General features: G+C 35.4%; 22 protein-coding genes. 13 read left to right on the top strand and 9 right to left on the bottom strand.

All coding sequences use genetic code 11. The features are described 5' to 3' along the window. Positions 1 to 202 precede the first annotated feature (202 nt). The 4 genes from ytfJ (at position 203) to F8162_RS24275 (ending at position 2,219) form a co-directional block, all read left to right on the top strand. Positions 203 to 628, top strand: coding sequence for a GerW family sporulation protein (ytfJ, locus tag F8162_RS24290; protein ID WP_000349987.1), 426 nt, complete (start codon positions 203 to 205; stop codon positions 626 to 628). Between the two features lie 160 nt (positions 629 to 788). After that, positions 789 to 1,565 (top strand): oxalate:formate antiporter, encoded by a 777-nt coding sequence (locus F8162_RS24285; RefSeq protein WP_141438473.1) that lies wholly within the window; start codon positions 789 to 791, stop codon positions 1,563 to 1,565. A 51-nt stretch (positions 1,566 to 1,616) separates the two neighbouring features. Next, positions 1,617 to 1,937, top strand: coding sequence for a hypothetical protein (locus F8162_RS24280; protein WP_151630659.1), 321 nt, complete (start codon positions 1,617 to 1,619; stop codon positions 1,935 to 1,937). A gap of 69 nt (positions 1,938 to 2,006) precedes the next feature. Beyond that, entirely contained in the window at positions 2,007 to 2,219 is a 213-nt protein-coding gene (locus tag F8162_RS24275) for a hypothetical protein (protein WP_151630658.1), read from the top strand. Between the two features lie 30 nt (positions 2,220 to 2,249). On the opposite strand, the gene F8162_RS24270 is transcribed toward F8162_RS24275, so the two are convergent. Continuing rightward, positions 2,250 to 2,588, bottom strand: coding sequence for a hypothetical protein (locus tag F8162_RS24270; protein ID WP_001253205.1), 339 nt, complete (start codon positions 2,586 to 2,588; stop codon positions 2,250 to 2,252). Between the two features lie 204 nt (positions 2,589 to 2,792). Between F8162_RS24270 and F8162_RS24265 the strand changes: the two genes are divergently transcribed. From F8162_RS24265 to F8162_RS24240, 6 genes are all read left to right on the top strand, one after another. Then, on the top strand, positions 2,793 to 3,473 hold the full coding sequence (locus F8162_RS24265; protein ID WP_151630657.1) for a class I SAM-dependent methyltransferase: 681 nt from the start codon (positions 2,793 to 2,795) through the stop codon (positions 3,471 to 3,473). Positions 3,474 to 3,567: 94 nt separating this feature from the next. Then, entirely contained in the window at positions 3,568 to 5,256 is a 1,689-nt protein-coding gene (locus F8162_RS24260) for a formate--tetrahydrofolate ligase (RefSeq protein WP_151631740.1), read from the top strand. Between the two features lie 90 nt (positions 5,257 to 5,346). Then, positions 5,347 to 5,874 carry a hypothetical protein gene (locus tag F8162_RS24255; RefSeq protein WP_151630656.1) on the top strand — a complete coding sequence of 176 codons (528 nt, stop codon included), beginning with the start codon at positions 5,347 to 5,349 and terminating at the stop codon, positions 5,872 to 5,874. Between the two features lie 19 nt (positions 5,875 to 5,893). Then, positions 5,894 to 7,063, top strand: a complete 1,170-nt coding sequence (locus F8162_RS24250; RefSeq protein WP_000588609.1) for a DEAD/DEAH box helicase — start codon at positions 5,894 to 5,896, stop codon at positions 7,061 to 7,063. Between the two features lie 436 nt (positions 7,064 to 7,499). Continuing rightward, on the top strand, positions 7,500 to 8,069 hold the full coding sequence (locus tag F8162_RS24245) for a hypothetical protein (RefSeq protein ID WP_151630655.1): 570 nt from the start codon (positions 7,500 to 7,502) through the stop codon (positions 8,067 to 8,069). A gap of 235 nt (positions 8,070 to 8,304) precedes the next feature. Further along, positions 8,305 to 8,688, top strand: coding sequence for a VOC family protein (locus F8162_RS24240; protein WP_151630654.1), 384 nt, complete (start codon positions 8,305 to 8,307; stop codon positions 8,686 to 8,688). A 41-nt stretch (positions 8,689 to 8,729) separates the two neighbouring features. Here F8162_RS24240 and F8162_RS24235 read toward each other — a convergent pair whose 3' ends face one another. Then, positions 8,730 to 9,368 carry a zinc dependent phospholipase C family protein gene (locus F8162_RS24235; RefSeq protein WP_151630653.1) on the bottom strand — a complete coding sequence of 213 codons (639 nt, stop codon included), beginning with the start codon at positions 9,366 to 9,368 and terminating at the stop codon, positions 8,730 to 8,732. 29 nt (positions 9,369 to 9,397) lie between these two features. Beyond that, positions 9,398 to 10,384, bottom strand: coding sequence for a quinone oxidoreductase family protein (locus F8162_RS24230; RefSeq protein ID WP_151630652.1), 987 nt, complete (start codon positions 10,382 to 10,384; stop codon positions 9,398 to 9,400). A 206-nt stretch (positions 10,385 to 10,590) separates the two neighbouring features. On the opposite strand from F8162_RS24230, the gene F8162_RS24225 reads away from it, so the two are divergent. Next, positions 10,591 to 11,169 carry a sigma-70 family RNA polymerase sigma factor gene (locus F8162_RS24225; protein WP_151630651.1) on the top strand — a complete coding sequence of 193 codons (579 nt, stop codon included), beginning with the start codon at positions 10,591 to 10,593 and terminating at the stop codon, positions 11,167 to 11,169. Further along, positions 11,166 to 11,846, top strand: coding sequence for a DUF3600 domain-containing protein (locus tag F8162_RS24220; protein ID WP_151630650.1), 681 nt, complete (start codon positions 11,166 to 11,168; stop codon positions 11,844 to 11,846). The genes F8162_RS24225 and F8162_RS24220 overlap by 4 nt, the downstream gene beginning before the upstream one ends. Positions 11,847 to 11,903: 57 nt before the next feature. Here F8162_RS24220 and F8162_RS24215 read toward each other — a convergent pair whose 3' ends face one another. From F8162_RS24215 to F8162_RS24205, 3 genes are all read right to left on the bottom strand, one after another. Beyond that, positions 11,904 to 12,338: a hypothetical protein gene (locus tag F8162_RS24215; protein ID WP_151630649.1), complete on the bottom strand. Its 435-nt coding sequence runs from the start codon at positions 12,336 to 12,338 to the stop codon at positions 11,904 to 11,906. An 85-nt stretch (positions 12,339 to 12,423) separates the two neighbouring features. Further along, positions 12,424 to 13,395: an MBL fold metallo-hydrolase gene (locus tag F8162_RS24210; protein WP_151630648.1), complete on the bottom strand. Its 972-nt coding sequence runs from the start codon at positions 13,393 to 13,395 to the stop codon at positions 12,424 to 12,426. A gap of 95 nt (positions 13,396 to 13,490) precedes the next feature. Next, positions 13,491 to 13,700: a DUF3925 family protein gene (locus F8162_RS24205; protein ID WP_000844974.1), complete on the bottom strand. Its 210-nt coding sequence runs from the start codon at positions 13,698 to 13,700 to the stop codon at positions 13,491 to 13,493. 224 nt (positions 13,701 to 13,924) lie between these two features. Between F8162_RS24205 and bsaA the strand changes: the two genes are divergently transcribed. Continuing rightward, positions 13,925 to 14,407: a glutathione peroxidase gene (bsaA, locus tag F8162_RS24200; RefSeq protein WP_151630647.1), complete on the top strand. Its 483-nt coding sequence runs from the start codon at positions 13,925 to 13,927 to the stop codon at positions 14,405 to 14,407. 83 nt (positions 14,408 to 14,490) lie between these two features. On the opposite strand, the gene F8162_RS24195 is transcribed toward bsaA, so the two are convergent. From F8162_RS24195 to F8162_RS24185, 3 genes are read right to left on the bottom strand one after another with little or no spacing between them, the layout of a single operon-like run. Then, positions 14,491 to 16,719, bottom strand: a complete 2,229-nt coding sequence (locus F8162_RS24195) for a DUF3488 and DUF4129 domain-containing transglutaminase family protein (protein ID WP_151630646.1) — start codon at positions 16,717 to 16,719, stop codon at positions 14,491 to 14,493. Then, positions 16,716 to 17,930 carry a DUF58 domain-containing protein gene (locus F8162_RS24190; protein WP_151631739.1) on the bottom strand — a complete coding sequence of 405 codons (1,215 nt, stop codon included), beginning with the start codon at positions 17,928 to 17,930 and terminating at the stop codon, positions 16,716 to 16,718. Before F8162_RS24190 ends, F8162_RS24195 begins: the two co-directional genes overlap by 4 nt. Further along, a complete protein-coding gene (locus F8162_RS24185) occupies positions 17,930 to 18,892 on the bottom strand; it encodes an AAA family ATPase (RefSeq protein WP_151630645.1) in 963 nt (320 codons plus the stop codon). The genes F8162_RS24190 and F8162_RS24185 overlap by 1 nt, the downstream gene beginning before the upstream one ends. Between the last annotated feature and the right edge of the window lie 340 nt (positions 18,893 to 19,232).

The raw sequence follows: 19,232 nt of genomic DNA, 5'->3' as shown, positions 1-19,232 counted from the left end.
AACATTAAGTAGGAGAAAAAATAAAAAAGGTCATTTAATGTGAAGTGCCGTTGAATTGTTAGAGACATCCATACAATTCAACGGCATTTTTTTGTTTCTGCGGAGATTATAAAAATATTTTTGAAATCAATATAAAATTTTATGTTTAGTTCACCAACTTTCGGAAAAACTAGGAAAGATATGACAAAGGAGGTTATGAACGGTGGATCATCCAATTCAAGGGTTAATGAAAGCGGCAATGGAAAATTTAAAAGAAATGGTCGATGTAAATACGATTGTTGGAGAGCCTGTTCAAACGGCTGACGGTGGTGTGGTGTTAACGGTTTCTAAAGTAGCGTTCGGGTTTGGAGCAGGAGGTTCTGATTTCCAAACGAATGATGGACAAAGAGCGAACGGTAACCCTGCATTTGGTGGCGGTAGCGCGGGTGGTGTTTCTATTACACCAGTAGCATTTCTTGTAGTGAATAAGGATGGAGTAAATATTCTGCATCTACAAAATGCGACACATTTAGCAGAAAAAATGATTGAATTAGCTCCACAAACAATTGATAAAATTCAATCGATGTTCCAAAAAGATGAAAAGAAAGAGGGAAATCATCATCCTCAAAACCCAGATGAAATCCTTTAAAAACGCCTGCTCATGAGCAGGTGTTTTTTCTTGTAATCAGTATGTAATAAAACACATGAAATTGTAAATAGTTTTTGAATTTTTTTCTATGTTTCTAAAATTTTTCATGTTAAAATATGCTATAGAATTGAAACATATAAAACGAAGGTGGCTAGGTGCTTTGTCTGGAGGATCTGACCAAGTAAAGAATATGATATATATTAATGGTAATCGTCGGGGTCATTGTTTTATTACATCAGGAATTACGTTTAAAGAGTTTGCAAGTAACATCCCTTCACCGCTTCATCAAGTGTTGCTTTTGAAGCATAACTTTGAATGGACAGATTTTCATTATCATACTTTATTTGAATATGTTGAGGAAGAAAATATACATAAGCTAATTCAAGCAGAGATTGATGAATTTGATGAATTTTGTTGGGTAGATTTTGATGATGCAAGCGATTTAGATGAATTAGAGCCAAAAGAAATTGCAGAGCTTTTATATTTGGCTCACAAAAAAGAACCACTTGCAAGAACATTCTTTCCGCTACTGAAAAATAGATTTGTTTATTTTTCACATGATGATGGATGGTACAACAAAGTGTATTATCGTAGAATTGCTGACTTTGTAGGCATGTTAAGTAAAGTCATTCCTTATAAACTCGGTGCTTTCGGTAAGAAACGTTTTTCTTTGTTCCAAAAATCAAAAATTTTCCCAGCAATTTCGAAAGAAGTGATCATGGGGCTTATTCCATTAATGGAAGATGGTCTTTATATTGATCTATCAGGAAAAATTGAGTCAAGAAGGGGTCTAGAAATTCCGGTATATGTAGTTGGTTCGTATGAAAGTACGGATGAGGTACTAGATAATATCGATGAATTGAAAGAAGAAGCAACAGAGACAGGTTGGCTCATTTTTGATAAGAAAGAACAAGAATGGCAATGGGTTGTGGACTAAGAAAACTTGGCGCATGAAGTCAAGTTTTCTTGTCATTTGAAAGGAGTACAAATGAAGAAATATTATACAATTGTGGGTATGATAAGTATTATTCTCGTGGCGATTTTACTTATTACTTGTCCGAAAGAATCAGATTTTAAAGTGTATGTAGAGGACAAGTATGCATTAAAATGTGATGAGAGTAGTTTTGAATGCACACAAAATGTAGATGGTAAAAAAGAAAAGCTACAATTTGAAAGTACAGATGCACGAAATAGTGTATTCTTTATGACTGTAAAGCAAACATTTAAAACAGAAGCTGGTGTTACGAAAGAATATAGCGGAGTAGGAATGTTTGGTACATTTCTTTTTGTTTCAGAGAAGACTTTCTAGTAATAGAAGGTCTTTTTCTTATGCTTATGTTCATATAGATGAAGTAAGACAAGCATAGGAGGGGTAGTGATGAAGAAGACATGTATCGTTTGCGGTGGTGAGGAGTTTTTTTCCTCAACTTTGTATGCACGTACGAAACAAGATTGGGCATATGCACAAAATATGTATCGATTTGAAAAGGTGTTTATTGAGCATCGAGATGAAGAGAATTATCCAGTGTTTCAAGAAATTACAGCGAAACATTGCTGTGGATGCGGTCATATTATGTTGTATCACGAATGAACACACCAAGTATAACTTGGTGTGTTTTTTTTAAAACGCTGACAAAGCAAGCGGATAGAGTAAAGTAAATAAAACAGAAAAACTACCAAAACCAATTGCAGTATATCCAAGTGTTCGTGCTCCGAAATTGACAGCTAATAAGCCGACTAAAATCGCAAGAGAGCCGAGTGTAACCGGATAAAATGCAATTGAGAAAAGCGAAAGAAATAAAGCGACATAGCCTACCATTGCACCGGTATTTGTACCTTCTATTTCATTTGCAATTTCTTTACGGTTATGTCTAATTGGAATGCCAGCTGGTGATATTTCAGCTGCATACTCTTCGTTTTTTTCACCACTTTTAAAATGATGATTTCTCTTTCTTCGCATGTACATCCCTCTCTTCCAATTGGGTGTACCTATAGTATCTTACATAAAGAGAAGAACATGAGTATGAGTTAAACCCAAGTAAAGCAAAAATTGGAGAATAAAGATTCTGTTATTAGCTAGTACATCTCCTAATGAAGATAAACAGGAATTTTGGAAAATGATGTAGAATGAAATGAGTGATAAAACGTGAAGGCAGGGGAATGTATGACGAAATTTAATTGGCATGAATCAGCAGAGAAAAAATGGGATAGTAGTGCAGAATTTTGGACTCAAAATAGTCAAGAGATGTGGGACAGCGGGAGTAGGAGTACAATTATTCCATTTTTTGAACAATACGTGAAGAAAGAAGCTCAAGTGCTCGATGTTGGTTGTGGAGATGGATACGGTACATATAAATTAAGTCACGCGGGCTATAAAGCAGTTGGAGTAGATTTATCAGAAGTGATGATTCAAAAAGGGAAGGAGCGCGGAGAAGAACCGAATTTATCTTTTATAAAAGGGGATCTTTCTTCTTTACCATTTGAAAATGAGCAATTTGAATCAATTATGGCAATTAATTCTTTAGAATGGACCGAGGAGCCATTACGAGCATTAAATGAGATAAAGCGCGTTTTAAAAAGAGATGGGTATGCATGTATTGCAATTTTAGGACCGACAGCAAAGCCTCGAGAGAACAGTTATCCTCGTTTATACGGCAAAGACGTTGTTTGTAATACGATGATGCCTTGGGAGTTTGAACAGTTAGCGAAAGAACAAGGTTTTGAAGTTGTAGATGGCATCGGTGTGTATAAGCGCGGAGTAAATGAGAAGATGTTAGGTCAACTACCTACAGAGTTACAACAATCGTTAACATTCTTATGGGTATTTATGTTAAAAAACATATAAAGAAATGAAAGAATTTTTAGGAGGTAAATAAGTGCAGAAAATACAAAAAACTGATACAATATCATCAGAACCAATTAAAGGGGGACTAGGGTATATGACAACTACTACAACAGTTAAATCCGATATTGAAATCGCGCAAGAAGCGAGTATGAAGAAGATTCAAGAAATTGCAGCTGAATTAAATATTTTAGAAGATGAATTAGAGCCATACGGGCATTATAAAGGTAAGTTATCTCTTGATATTTTTAAGCGCTTACAGAACGAGGAAGACGGTAAAGTTGTTTTAGTAACAGCGATTAACCCAACTCCAGCTGGAGAAGGTAAATCAACAGTAACAGTTGGTTTAGGTCAAGCTTTTAATAAAATTGGTAGGAAAACAGTAATTGCACTTCGCGAACCATCTCTTGGACCAACGATGGGACTAAAAGGCGGGGCAGCAGGTGGTGGTTTTTCACAGGTTGTACCAATGGAAGACATTAACCTTCACTTTACTGGAGATATCCATGCGATCACAACTGCTAATAACGCGTTAGCTGCGTTTATTGATAATCATATCCAACAAGGAAACACACTTGGAATTGATACGCGTAAAATCGTTTGGAAACGCTGTATTGACTTAAATGATCGTGCCCTACGTAACGTAGTAATTGGTCTTGGTGGACCAGTTCAAGGTGTACCACGTGAAGACGGTTTCGATATTACAGTAGCATCTGAAATTATGGCCGTATTCTGCCTTGCAACGGATATTCAAGATTTAAAAGCGCGTCTTTCTCGCATCGTAGTTGCTTATAACTTTACGAATCAACCTGTAACGGTTAAAGATTTAGGTGTAGAAGGTGCGTTAACATTATTATTAAAAGACGCATTAAAACCAAACTTAGTACAAACGTTAGAAAATACACCAGCTATCATTCACGGTGGACCATTTGCGAATATCGCTCACGGTTGTAACAGTGTTATCGCTACAACAATGGCAGCAAAATTAGGTGATTATGTTATTACAGAAGCTGGATTCGGTGCTGATTTAGGTGCAGAGAAGTTTTTAGATATAAAAGCTCGTGCAGCTGGAATTAAACCAGAAGCAGTTGTTATTGTTGCGACTATTCGTGCGCTTAAAATGCATGGCGGCGTGGCAAAAGATCAATTAAAAGAAGAAAATGTAGACGCATTAGCAAAAGGTATGGAAAACTTACAGAAGCATGTTGAAACAATTCAAAGTTTCGGTATGCCTTTCGTAATTGCAATTAATAAATTCATTACAGATACAGATGCAGAAGTTACTTACTTACAAGAGTGGTGCAATGAGCGTGGCTATGCAGTATCCTTAACTGAAGTTTGGGAGAAAGGTGGCCAAGGCGGAGTTGACCTTGCTGAGAAAGTGTTAAAAGAAATTGAAAAAGGTGAAAACAACTACGCACCACTTTATGAATTAGAATTACCATTAGAAGAAAAAATTCGTACAATTGCTCAAAAAGTGTACGGCGCAAAGGATATTGAATTTGCTCCGAAAGCACGTAAGCAATTAGCTCAATATGAAGGAGAAGGATGGAGTAACCTACCAATTTGTATGGCGAAAACACAGTATTCTCTTTCTGACGATGCAACAAAATTAGGTCGTCCATCTGACTTTATCGTTACAATTCGTGAGTTAAAACCATCAATTGGTGCAGGGTTTATCGTTGCGTTAACAGGAACAATGTTAACAATGCCAGGCCTTCCAAAACAGCCAGCAGCACTACAAATGGATGTAAATGAAGATGGAAAAGCAGTAGGTTTATTCTAAAAGGTTGTAATTCATCTCGTTTATCTGTAAACTATATATACATCAAGTGGCGCCTTTCCATCGAAAGGCGCCTGTTTTTTGGAGGAAATTATGTTTGATCCAACTGCTTTTGATAATTTAAAAGTAATCGTAGAAGGTGCTGTTTATGATTTTGATTTACATGGAGATATTCTTGTAACAGATCGAAAAGATATGATGGACCTTGCCTCATTAAGTCGTATATACCATATTTCATTTCAATTGTCAGAACCGTTCGAACCGGTAGTAAAAGCAACATTTTCACTATCTGTAGATGCAAAGAACTTGTCTGGTGAAATATTGGAAGTACCACAATTTACACCAGGTTGTGAAATGAAGTTAGCATTTTCATTCCCGATAGAAAAGCCAGAGGTAGTGTGTGAAGAAATTGAAACTTTCATGCATTCTATATGGGGAAAAGAAAGAATGATTACGCAGAAAATTTCATACGAATATAATAAGCGAGCGATTTCATATCATAATAAGGTAGAGGTTCTATTTCAAAAAGCGATTACAGAAGACCATGTTGATGATTTAATAGCTGTTATTTCACACATGATAGAAACGGTGCGAACAATACAACATTTTCTTCAAAAATAGAGATAAAGGAGAAAAACAAATGATAAAAGATATGCAACCATTTTTACAACAAGCTTGGGAGAAGGCTGGTTTTAAAGAATTAACTGAAATTCAAAAACAAGCGATTCCAACTATTTTAGAAGGACAAGACGTTATAGCTGAATCTCCAACTGGAACAGGAAAAACATTAGCGTACTTATTACCCCTTTTACATAAAATTAATCCTGAAGTAAAACAACCACAAGTTGTTGTTTTAGCGCCAACACGTGAGCTTGTCATGCAAATTCACGAAGAGGTTCAAAAGTTTACAGCAGGGACTGAAATTTCAGGGGCATCTTTAATTGGTGGTGCAGATATTAAGCGCCAAGTTGAAAAATTAAAGAAACACCCGAGAGTAATTGTCGGTTCACCAGGACGTATTTTAGAATTAATTCGAATGAAAAAGCTAAAGATGCATGAAGTAAAAACGATTGTATTTGATGAGTTTGATCAAATTGTAAAACAAAAGATGATGGGCGCAGTACAAGATGTAATTAAATCTACAATGCGAGATCGTCAATTAGTATTCTTCTCGGCGACAATTACAAAAGCGGCAGAAGATGCTGCACGTGATTTAGCAGTTGAACCACAATTAGTACGTATAACACGTGCAGAGTCAAAAAGCTTAGTTGAGCATACGTATATCATTTGTGAGCGACGCGAAAAAAATGATTACGTAAGAAGAATTATGCATATGGGCGATGTAAAAGCAGTTGCTTTCTTAAATGACCCATTCCGTTTAGATGAAATTACTCAGAAATTGCAATTCCGTAAAATGAAAGCAGCAGCTCTTCATTCAGAGGCAAGTAAGCAAGAGCGTGAAGCAACGATGCGTGCTTTCCGCAGCGGGAAATTAGAAATTCTACTTGCTACTGATATTGCAGCACGTGGAATAGATATCGATGATTTAACACATGTAATTCACTTAGAGTTACCAGACACAGTAGACCAATATATTCACCGCTCAGGACGTACAGGACGTATGGGTAAAGAAGGAACAGTCGTTTCTCTTGTAACACAACAAGAAGAGCGTAAATTACTTCAATTTGCAAAAAAACTAGGCATCGTATTTACGAAGCAAGAAATGTTCAACGGATCATTTGTAGAAACGAAACCGAAAGCACCAAAGAAAAAGAAACCGGCGTTTACTGGGAAGAAAAAGCCTAGATAAATGAAGGAAAAGACGTAACTATGCGTAGTTACGTCTTTTTTTTGAGTTAAATCATTTGTATGATTTCTTGTGTTCTTTTCAGGTAACTAAATATTTACTCTTAAAAATATCCAAAAAGCTTATTCACTAATTTAAATTCTTTCTAAGTAAATACAGGGATTTATTGGGATAATTAATTTTGCATTCCATTCGCCGAAGGGAACGAATTAGTGGCAGGTCCAGCTAATACAAAGCTGCCACTAATTCTTCTAAGGGATCTAACTTCAAATGCTGACGGACCCGGCACACCAACATACGGGAATTTTACTAATGCGGGATTTCAAGATGCTTGGATAAAGGTAGGACAAGGATAGGGTTTCACATATTTATAAAAAAAATACTCTTGTCCAATCCATTATTATTATCTAGCCATTTAATATTAAAAGGGGGTGAGAACATGAAAAACAAGGAAAACATCATGTTTCGATTTGTAAAAAATGATGGCGAAGAAATTAATTTGGGAAATCTTGCTGATAAACGAAAAATTGTCATTGTCATTAATAATCAGATTACATTTGCACCGAATACAACACAAATTGCCAGTGGAGCCGGGAAAAACAGTGCAGCAGGAAATAATGCAGCACTCGATTCATCGAATACCGAACAGCAACAAGCGGTGGGCGCTGGAGGCGAAGCGATAAATAAAGGGATTAGTGGGGATCAGATTGAGTCGCATGAAATGAAAAAAGAAACTTCGAATGAAGAGGTAGAATTTGTTCTTATCATCAATAATCAAATTAATGAAACTAGTGAGGAACAGGCTAGTACTACTCAAGTGGCAAGCGGTGGTGGAGATGACAGTGCAGCAGGAACCAACGCTGCCATCGAAAGTTCTAATACGAAACAGCAACATGCAGTGGGAGGCGGAACGGATAGTTTAGCAAAAAACGAAGGTGAAGAAGGAGACCAAATAGAAAAATTACAAAAATGCAAAAAACACAGAAAAAAATGTAAAAAACGCGATTAAAGAAAAAATCTGGATCTTCAGGTCCAGATTTTTTTTGAACGTTTAGTGGGTACTTTAAAATCTTAGCTTGATTGGCAAGGGATATAAGCAACATCGCTACTAAGCAAAGGTTCTTAAGTTCCCTATAGCTTTTATATGAATAGCGATTTATAAACATTCAACTGAATGAAAAAGGGTTCATAAAAGAACCTGTAGAAACCTACATAGAATATAAAAAACATTAGGGGGAAATGAAATGATTCATAAAGTTGGACAAATTATGCTGTATGTAAATAATCAAGATGAGGCAGTAAATTTTTGGACAGAAAAGGTAGGGTTTCATGTAGTAGCAGAGGAAGATAATAAGCAAGGAATGAGATGGATTGAAATTGCTCCGACTAGCGGTGCAGAAACGAGCATTATATTACATAATAAAGAAGTTATTTCTAAGATGAGCCCAGAATTAAATCTTGGTACACCATCTTTAATGTTCTTCTCAAAAAATCTTGATCAATTCTATATAGGTTTAAAAAATAAAAATGTTACTGTTGGTGAAATGGTAACAATGCCTTCTGGTAAAGTGTTTAACTTTGCTGATAGCGAAGGGAATTATTTTGCGGTTATGGAAAAGGACCAATAATATTGCTATGTGAAAATCCCCCTCATATATATTGAGGGGGATTAAATCTTTGAAATGAATTTTTCATTAGAGAGTTGTTTAATAAAAAATGCTCCTTTTTCAATAGCAGTTTCAATGTAACCGACAATTTGATTGAACGTAAACACCTGTAAGTCTTCATGCAAATGTTGCTCGGGATACAACATATCTTCAAAAAGATACTTTCGAAATTCTAAAACGTTTTCTTTAGAAACCTCTTCAATATCCGCAATGTGAGCCTCTTGATTGAGAAGAGAGGAGAGCTGTTGTTCTTTATCGTAATGATGAAGCAACTTTGCATTTAACAATTTGAAATCGTTATAGTACATAGGTGCGATAGTTTCGTCATGTTCTATTCTATTTTTTAGCCACGGTAGAAAAAAGCCGCTTAGCCAATTATCATCGGCAATGAGATGGGTGTAATAGCCTAAGAGAAAAGGGGAATCCATATGAGCTCTATATTTTTGAAAAAAAGAATTGAAATCTATCCTTCTCGTATAGTTTTTCGTTGTGCCAGCGTAAAAGTGTGAAGCTCCTTTTTCTTCTGCTGAATGAACCGCATCAGGGGCTACTCCTCCAAGTATGAAAGAAGTTTTATCTTGAATACATAATTTTTCGGCAATCTTGTTGGCGATAATAGCATGCATAATTCGTGATCCCATGAATGACACCTCGGTTTCAAGTATTCATTTCAGGAAGGGGACTGAACAGTTAGTATGGCTTTCCCTGTACTTTTTCTACTTTCGACCCATTCATGTGCTTTCCCTGCATCTTGAAGTGGAAAAGATTTCGCAGCTTTCATTTTCAGACTGCCATTACGTAAATAACGGAAAACTTCATTGGCAGTTTCTTGGAGTAATTCAGGACGTTTTTTTCGTGTAGTGCCAAAGCTAAAACCGACTATAGAGCGGCAACTGGCATGTAAATCTTTCGTTTGGAAATTTCCAATTTCACCGCTAGCATTACCGAAATGAACGAGACGACCGTAATAAGCAAGACAGTTTAAACTTCTTTCAGAAATAGTTCCAGAAATAGAGTCCAAAATTATATTAACTCCTTCTCCGTTTGTCAGCTCATTGACCTTCTCTACAAAATCCTCATTTTGATGACAAATAACATAATCAGCTCCAGCATCTAAAGCGACTTTTCTTTTTACTTCACTTCCGACAGTACCGATTACTTTTCTAGCCCCTAATAGTTTTGCAAGTTGAATTGCTGTCGTGCCAATTCCACCAGCCGCTGCGTGAATGAGTATAGATTCACCTTGTTGAAGCCTTGCAACATTTGCGAGTAAATTATAACTTGTAAAAGATACGATAGGGCATGCCCCTGCAGTTTGAAAATCGACTTCATGGGGTAAAGCAAAAGTAAGGCTTTCGTTTGCAACAACGTATTGTGCGTAAGATCCATTTTGAGGAAAAGCAATGACTCGCTGTCCAGGATGAATATTTTTAACTTGAGAACCGACACGTTCTACAATACCCGCGGCATCTAACCCTGGTATAAAAGGTAGTGCTTTATTTTCTTTTTTGCCATAACGCGATTTAATATCAGCGAAATTTACACTAGTAGCAACAACGCGAATTAAAATCTGATTGTCTGAAATCGTCGGCATATTCACATCTTTATATGTCATCACTTCAGGACCACCGAACGACGTTACAACTATAGCTTTCATTATATGTCCTCCTAAATTTGACTATATAAATCATTTTAAAGCGTCATTAAAAATTGGAAAATTATATAATAGTTATACGACTTTATAAGTGAAGCTTATGAACTCATTCGATAATTATATTAATTTATATAAAAACTTTTTGGGAAAATCGAACGAAATCTCAATTACTTGCCAATATATAGTGTAAGACAAAGGAGGGAAGGTACATGAAGGATGAAACAGTGTATACAGATTTGATTCAATTAACTTTATCTGGAAAAAAAGAGGCGTATAGTGAGTTGTATGATAAAACGATTCAAGAAGTATATAAAACAGCGCATTTTTTAATCGATGATAAAACAGATGTAGACGATGTCGTTCAAGAAATCTACATACAACTATATGAATCGCTTCGTAAGTATGATAGCGAGAAGCCATTTCGTCCTTGGCTAATTGGACTTGCGATTAAACAAATTCACTCTTATAGAAGAAAGAGGTGGATGCGACTACGAATTGTAAAAAAAGCAGAAGAGCAAAGAAAACCAGTACAAATTGATTTTTCTAACGATGTTGTAAGTAAAATATCAAATCAAAAACTAATCGAACTCATTCATAAATTACCGTATAAATTGAAACAAGTTATTATCTTAAGATACTTACACGATTATTCACAAGAAGAAGTAGCACAAATATTACATATTCCAATTGGTACTGTGAAATCTAGAATTCACGCGGCATTAAAAAAACTACGTCAAAAAGAGCAAGTAGAAGAAATCTTTTTAGGAGAGGTAGGGAATGTAAAATGAGTTTAGATTGTAGAGTTAGAGAATCTATACAAGAAGAGGCGAAAGGGGTTGTAGCCCCGCCGGAGTTAAAAGAAAAAGTAATTGTTCAAATAAAAATGAAGCGCGGGGGAAGTAAGGTGAAGAAACGCCTTATCGCAGGAGTGCTTGCAGCAGCATTTTTAATCCCTACGACCGGTTTTGCTTATCAATCTATTATGGCAGATGGTATATACGGATCTTTTGAGAATTTAAAAAAACATGCCGGAGCGATGACATTAGAAGCATATATGCGTTTTAATGCAAAATTATCAGAAGCGAAAGATGAAATGGGTGCAAAGGAATATGAAGAGTTTACAAAAGAACTAAAAAAATTAACAAATGCAAAGCTTGCGTACGGAGATTCGAACGGTAATATTGATTATGATCAATTATCACCAGAAAAAAGAGAGGAAATGAAAAAGGTAAGTATGGGCCTTCAACCATACTTTGATAAATTAAATGGTCATAAATCTAGTAAAGAAGTATTAACACAAGACGAATTTGATCGTTATATGGAAGCATTAATGACACATGAAATAGTACGAGTGAAGACAAAATCAACTGGTGGAATGAAAGTAGAAGAAATACCTGAGGCGTACAAAGAAAGATTTATTAAAGCGGAGCAGTTTATGGAGTATGTAGATGAAAAGGTGAGATAAGTAGAAAAGCTCAAAGCTTTAGCTTTGAGCTTTCTTTATTAAAACAAAATACAGTATTCAATTATATTTTTTCATATTTACAGTATCTTTTTGTATAAAACAATCTAAAAGTGAATAACCAGCTATTAAACTAATTATCGTAACAAAAGTTGTGTTTATAAGAATAATATTAGCTAAATAAGGTAGGTATGCACCAACTGGTGAAAAGAGTAGAGCTGGAGAAAAGGAGATGAATAGCGTAGGCACAGTAATAGCAATAAATTTATCCGGTTGAAAGCGCCAGTTTTGTTTACTTGTTTCGCGATTAATGGATTGAAGGAATCGTAATAAAATACCAACTATAAGAGGGAAGAGTGTAAAGTAGAATAATCTTGGATAAACGTTAAAATTCACCTGCGCATCTGTATCTAAATAAAATTGAATTTTCACTCCGACAAATAATAATAAGACGATAAACAATGTGAAGCAGAGGTATAGCATCACTTTTTGCATTGCATTCCACCATCCTTTATTAAAAATATATTCAAAGAAAAAAGAGATATACAATAACTACTGTTGTATATCTCTTCCTTTACGGTTAGTTAATAGTGGAGTTTGCTTTTTCTTGCTGCGTCAAATAATCTATAATGCCCATCGCACTAATTTCTATATCTAAATGTAAAATGTTATAAACGGAATGATCTGATGGAACGTTTAACTTTGTAAGGTGAGAAGAAATCTTATCCATTAATACAGTTTGTAAAGCTTTAGTTGCTTCATCGAAATCATTATACTGTTCAAAGGCCTCTGTACCGGTATGAACGAAAATAGGTAACCAATGTTCAAGTTGGTTATATACTTCTGTAACATTGGATGATGCGCCGTAATGGCCGAAATAAATACTATCTACATTCATACTTTGAATGTGATTTTTAGAAGCAATCATCGCATCTGGTTGGAATTGGGAAGGGGACGTTGATGGTAAATATAGTTCTACACCAAGGTCTGCGAGTTCTCTATAATAAATGCCAATTGTATCGCCAGTAAAAATGCCATTTGTTAATGAATCGTGAATGCTAATATGGTGCTTAGCATGTCCCGGTGTATCATAAAATGTAAGGATGCGGTCTTCTGAAATTTGTAACGTATCACCATGTTGTACAATATGAACACGCTTTTCTTCTATAGGAAGAATTGGATCAAAAAGTTTATCGAAATCTTCTTTGTACACAGCTTTTGCACCTAAAATGAGCTTTGTTGGATCAATCATATGACGAGCACCGCGAGAATGCACATATAAAGTAGCATTTGGGCACTTTTCCATCATTAAACCAGCAGCCCCGGCGTGATCTAAATGAACGTGTGTAACGATAATGTTTTTAACATCGTTTAAATCAATATGTAATTGTTGTAAGCCGTCTAAAATATAGGGAAGAGAAGGGGCTGCACAAGTTTCAATTAAAGTAATATCGTCACCTAATAAAACATACGTACCAGTTCGTTCATTATGCTGTAAATCGAAATCATCAATAAGATATAGGTGAGAAGATAATTGCTCTACTTTTTTCATATTTACCACTCCTTATTTACTGTATGTTTCTATTATACGCTAAAATAGAAAAAAGGCAGAAAACGAAAACTCGTCTTCTGCCTTTTGTATTATTCTTATCGCGTTTGTTCTTTATTGATAGACATAACGAACAATCCAACTATGCCACCAACGATTGGAAGCATAATCTCTCCTGCTAAATTAAAGTAGGAGCTTAAGAATAAACCATTTACATCGATTACCCAGCCAATCACATACAATAACATCATATATAGTACGAAATAAAACTCGCGATTTGAAATCGTTTCATGTTGTGCAGTTTTCATAATGAACACCATCCTTTTCTTTAATAATGGAATATAAACTGTCACATTTTGTTCACAATTCAATTGTAAAACTTTCCATCATAAAAGTCTAGTAGTCTGTGTCGAATTTTCGAACAAAAATAAAGCGCTATCATTTGATCTTATAAGTACGTAATAAGAGCTGTATATTCACGAATGTAGTATAGTATAAACATAGAATGATAGTGAAGAGAGGGGCAAGGAAAATGACAGTTTATGATTTTTCGGCTAAAACGATAACAGGAGAAGATAAATCATTAAAAGATTACGAAGGAAAAGCACTTCTTATTGTAAATGTAGCTAGCAAATGTGGTTTTACACCGCAATATAAAGGATTACAAGAAGTATATGATAAATATAAAGACGAAGGACTTGAAATACTCGGTTTCCCTTGTAACCAATTTGGCGGACAAGAACCAGGTACAGAAGCAGATATTACTAGTTTTTGTGAATTAAACTTCGGTGTAAACTTCCCGATGTTTGCAAAGATTGATGTGAAAGGCGATAAGGCACATCCTCTATATACATACATGACAGAACAAGCACCAGGTTTACTCGGTATGAAGGCAGTGAAATGGAACTTTACTAAGTTTCTAATCGGAAAAGACGGGAAAGTAGTAGGACGTTTTGCGCCGCAGACAAAGCCGGTAGATTTAGAGGTTGAGATTGAGAAGATACTTGGGGAATAACTAGGAGTTTCACATTATTAAAAAACGCCTCAAAGAACAATGTAGTTCTTTGAGGCGTTTTCGTTCAACTCACATTAGCAAGATTAAATCGCTGAATAGAAGTCATTTGATTTAGGCGGAGAAGCTGCTTTTTTCATAAGGATTTCCCATAAGTGTACGGATTTTTCCCATTCTGCTGCGGTCTGTCCCTTTTGATACATAGCGTTTTCATAACTGAAAGTAAGCTGTTGCATATCATTCGAGTTGTAAAGTGTATCGATATGGAGTGCATATTCTCGGAATGTTTGACTTTCCTCTCGTGGTATACCAGTTCTCGCAAATTGTTTCAAAAGTGCACTGTAAGCTTTACTATAAACAGCATCATCTTTTCGATATTTATAGAAAAGAATAATAAAAAATGTAATCCATTTCATTCTAGTAGCGAAGAGAGTGTAGCCGATGATACTAATTGGTATCGTAGAAAGGAACACGTACCACCAAGAAAATTTATTTTTAACATTTGTAATCTTTTTAGTAGGAGTTTCTTCTGTATCTTCTATTAAACTTTTAAGCTTTGCTTCATTGTTTCTTTGGTGCATTTGCGCATTTTGAGAATTAGTTTCTTCGCTATTTTGTATCGTAGAAGCAGGCGTATTATTTGTAAAAGTATAGGGATTCGTAAATCCTTTTGTTGGTTCGAATGGAATCCATCCGTATCCAGGGAAATATACTTCGACCCAAGAGTGTGCGTTATCGTTCACGATTTTATAAACATCCTCACCTTCAGCACCCACAAGCGTATTATCAAGTGTTCCTTCTGTATAACCTTTTACCCAGCGAGCAGGAATCCCAGCGGAACGAAGTAACACGATCATAGAGGTCGAGAAATTATTACAGTAGCCGCTTTTTGTATCGAAAAGAAATTGATCAACATAATCTTGGTTTTTGGCAGGGAACAACACATTCATTGTTTCATATACGAAAGAATGGTCCGTGAAGTAATTTTCAATAGCTAATACTTTATCGTATCGGTTGTCTTTATCGTTTGTTAGATTAACAGCTAAGTCTCTTACTCGCTGCGGTAATGATTCGGGAAGTTGCGTGTACTTTGTCATGAAATAAGGATTTGTTTCTTGACCTTCATTCATTTTTATAGCTTTTAAGTTTTCTATGGAAAACTCCGGGACCTCATATGTTACTTTATATGAATGTAAAGTAGTAGAATAATCTCCGTCCATCGTATAGATTTTTTCTGAAAATGGGTCAACACTGTATTCTACATCAGAAGAAGCTTCAACTGATACTAACCCTGCTGGATAGGTAAGGTGTGGATAACTTTTTTGCATGGTAATTGTCGCCTCAGTTGCCTCTGTTTTTGTATTTTGTTCGTACCAGCTCACGACGTCATTTTTATTTTTAAAAGAAACCTTTTTTTGATTTTCAGAAACTTCCCAGCCTTTTCCTGTATAAAAATCTTTCGTTTCGACTCTCCAATATTGTTTGTTTTGTGTTTGTGCTGTGAATACAATTGTAGGATCAGCCTTAAAAGGACCACCCAATCTTGAGTCATCTAAACCATACCCAATTTTAGAAACTTCTTGATTTTTACTTGCTTCGGATGTATTGAATTTTAAAAAATCCATTGGGTTTGGCCATTGAGGGCCAAATTTTGGAGCAAAGTATGCGATGGTTGCTGACAATACAATAAATACTGTAAGAGGTCTAAGCAATTTTGAGATTTCTCTAGCATAATTTTGTAAGTGTTCCAACTCTTTTATTCGTTCTATGCGAAGAAGACTAAGCATAAAAAAGCCGATAACAACAGTACGAATAATAGCGTAGTTAGCATTATATAAATGCAGGTTATGAAAAACAGTGATATAAATAATAGTCAACATAAGAAATAACAACCCACGTTTTTTATGAATCATCCAAAAAGAGATGCAAGCACTCAAAAACCAAAATGATAAAAAAAATAAAAGTGTTGGAAAAACTGGAGAGATATCCAGCAAATTCCCCTGGAATAACAAGGAGGAATTACGAGAAATATCAGTAAAAAATTTCGTTAACCAAGATGGATTTATAAAAGCATTTTTATAATAAAGGAAATGAATGATGAATAAAATTGTGACAATCTTTATAGGAATCTGCCATTTTGTTTGAAAAAAAGAGAGAGTGAAACAAATCCCTATAAATATTACAAAAATATCTAATCTACCTACGTTTGTAATACCTATAAGAGGCCTTAGCCATTCTAGTAAAAGTAGAAATGCGCATGCATGCATGAAAAATCTAGTCATATCCAATTGTTTTTTTGCCTGTAATGTTATCATTTGCTCACCTCAAAAACCACGTTTGTATACTGGTTTCCATAAACCACATTTACAAATATTTTTCGTTTTTGTAGAGTTTCTAGAATACTGAGTTCTCGGTGTGAGAGTTGATTTGCTTTTTCTTTTACGACAAACACCATTAATCTTCTATTTTTTATAGCAGCAAAGTCAGCCGCCTTTTGAATATCGGGAGAAAGGTCGCTTGTCACGAGTATAATCGTGACGGGCTCATAAATTTTTCTTAATTCCATTTCTACACTCCGGGAGAGTGGGAATACACTATCTGCTTGTACCTTCGCTAAATGACAAAAGATTTGATGTAACTGACTATCTCCATTGTCTAAAGGGAAAAAAGTTCGTTCTTTTCCGACAGATATGAATGACGCCGGTGAATTTTGCTTCAAGACAGACCTGACAATAGAGGCAGTAAATGTGACGACTGATTCGAATAGAGGGGATGGGGTTCTGTCCATGAATATCATAATATTATGACTGCGCTGTTGTTCAAACTCTTTCGTCATAATGTTGTTTGTTCGTGCAGTTGCTTTCCAATCAATCCATGAAAAGCGGTCACCAGGTTTATAGTCTCTCACACCGACAGAAATGGTAGAGTCTTTTACTAAATTTATATTTGCTGAAAGTGCTCCTTGTTCGAAATGATTTTCCATTTGTCGATATGTTATATCTACATACTGAGGGTAGACTAAAAATGTATCTGGAACTGAAAAAGTTACTTCTTTCTCCATCATACCGAATAAATCGCCAGTTTTGACACGTACGCTTGAAAAAGAGTGCTCACCTCTAGGTATTATGTCAATTGCATATTGAAACGAAATATTTCGTTTCAATCCTGGAAAGAGTATTACTTTATTCATCTTCGTTTGTTTACAATTTGTAAATTGTGATGGCAGCACATCTTCTATAATTAAATACAGTAAGGGAAAAGGAAAACTTCTTTTTAGTGTAATCGTACTTAAAAAGGGTTCTCCTGCTACATATTCGTCTTGATTTGTTGTTCGTTTTACCTCGGCGTTCCGTAAAGCATAGAAGGGAAGCAGTAGTGAATAAAGGCCAATAGGAATCATACTGTAAAACAAAAACCAACTTACAAATCCTCCTTGAAGCATAGCGTATACAAATGTTAAGACTAGGCATAACGGAATGAGTGATAACTTAGTAAAATGATAGAGTGCTCGTAGTATCCGTTTCATCAAAGGTTCATCTTCCTTTGAGTAGGTACGGTAGTTCGCGCAACTATTTTTGCGATAACTTGTTCTCCTGTAATTCCTTCAAATTTTGCCTCCATTTTTAGAATGAGTCTGTGAGCTAACACGTAGGGGGCTAAAAATTTAACATCGTCAGGAATAACATAATTTCTGCCATGGATGAATGCATAAGCTTGTGAAGCTTTCATTAAAGCGATCGAGCCACGTGGACTTGCACCTAGTTGTATAGAACTATAAGAACGCGTCTGACTAACAAGCTTTACAATGTAATGCTTGATTGCTTTGTCCATACTTACTTCCCGTACGCTTTGTTGTAAATAAAGTAATTCTTCTATTGTAGTAATAGCTTGTAAATGGGAGAGAGGATTCGTTTTTTCCATCCGGTTTAAAATTTCAAATTCTTCTTCTGGTGTTGGATATCCCATTTTTAGTTTCAACAAGAAACGATCGAGCTGGGCTTCTGGTAAAGGATATGTTCCCTCATATTCGACCGGATTTTGTGTAGCCATTACAAAGAACGGTTTTGGTAACGGTCTTGTCATGCCATCTATTGTAATATTGCCTTCTTCCATACTTTCAAGTAAGGCAGACTGTGTTTTTGGAGATGTACGATTAATTTCATCAGCAAGTATAAAATTCCCCATGATTGGTCCAGGCTTGAACTCAAATTGGAGCTCTTTCGGATTATAAATAGAAACACCTGTTACATCTGACGGCAGTAAATCAGGTGTAAATTGAATGCGCTTGTAATCAGCATCAATTGATTTAGAAAGTGCACGTACTACCATTGTTTTCCCAACGCCAGGAACATCTTCTAATAGTACATGACCATCAGCTAAGAGAGCTGTCAAAGCTAAGATCGTTTCTTTTCGCTTTCCGACCATTAACTTTTCAATATTGTTAATTATTTTTTCTATAATGGGATGTAATGAATCAAGCTGGTGCATCGTAATCCTCCTAATGTTATTATCGTTTTCTAATCTATTTAGTGGAAAATAGAATTTATCTCTCTATTTGCGAGTAGTAAAACTCCTATCTTAAATTCTGAGAATATTCAGATTATTTATTCTGATTATATCTAGTATAATTGTTTCCATAACTAAGGGCAATACGGTAAATAATGATTTCTAGTTTTATGTGAAATATGTCTTGATATAAAATAATATCGTGAAGAAAAAATTCCTTGCATTCAATTTAGGATATTTCCCTTATGGCAGTTTTGAAATAATATCAAAACTCTTTTTCATATATTTATAAAGAAAAACGTAGGAATTTCTCCTGCGTTTT

Source organism: Bacillus sp. CH140a_4T (assembly GCF_008923725.1).
In the GTDB taxonomy this organism is placed as follows: Bacteria; Bacillota; Bacilli; order Bacillales; family Bacillaceae_G; genus Bacillus_A.
The sequence above is the reverse complement of the archived record's forward strand: the minus strand, read 5'-3'. Positions and strand labels throughout refer to the sequence as shown.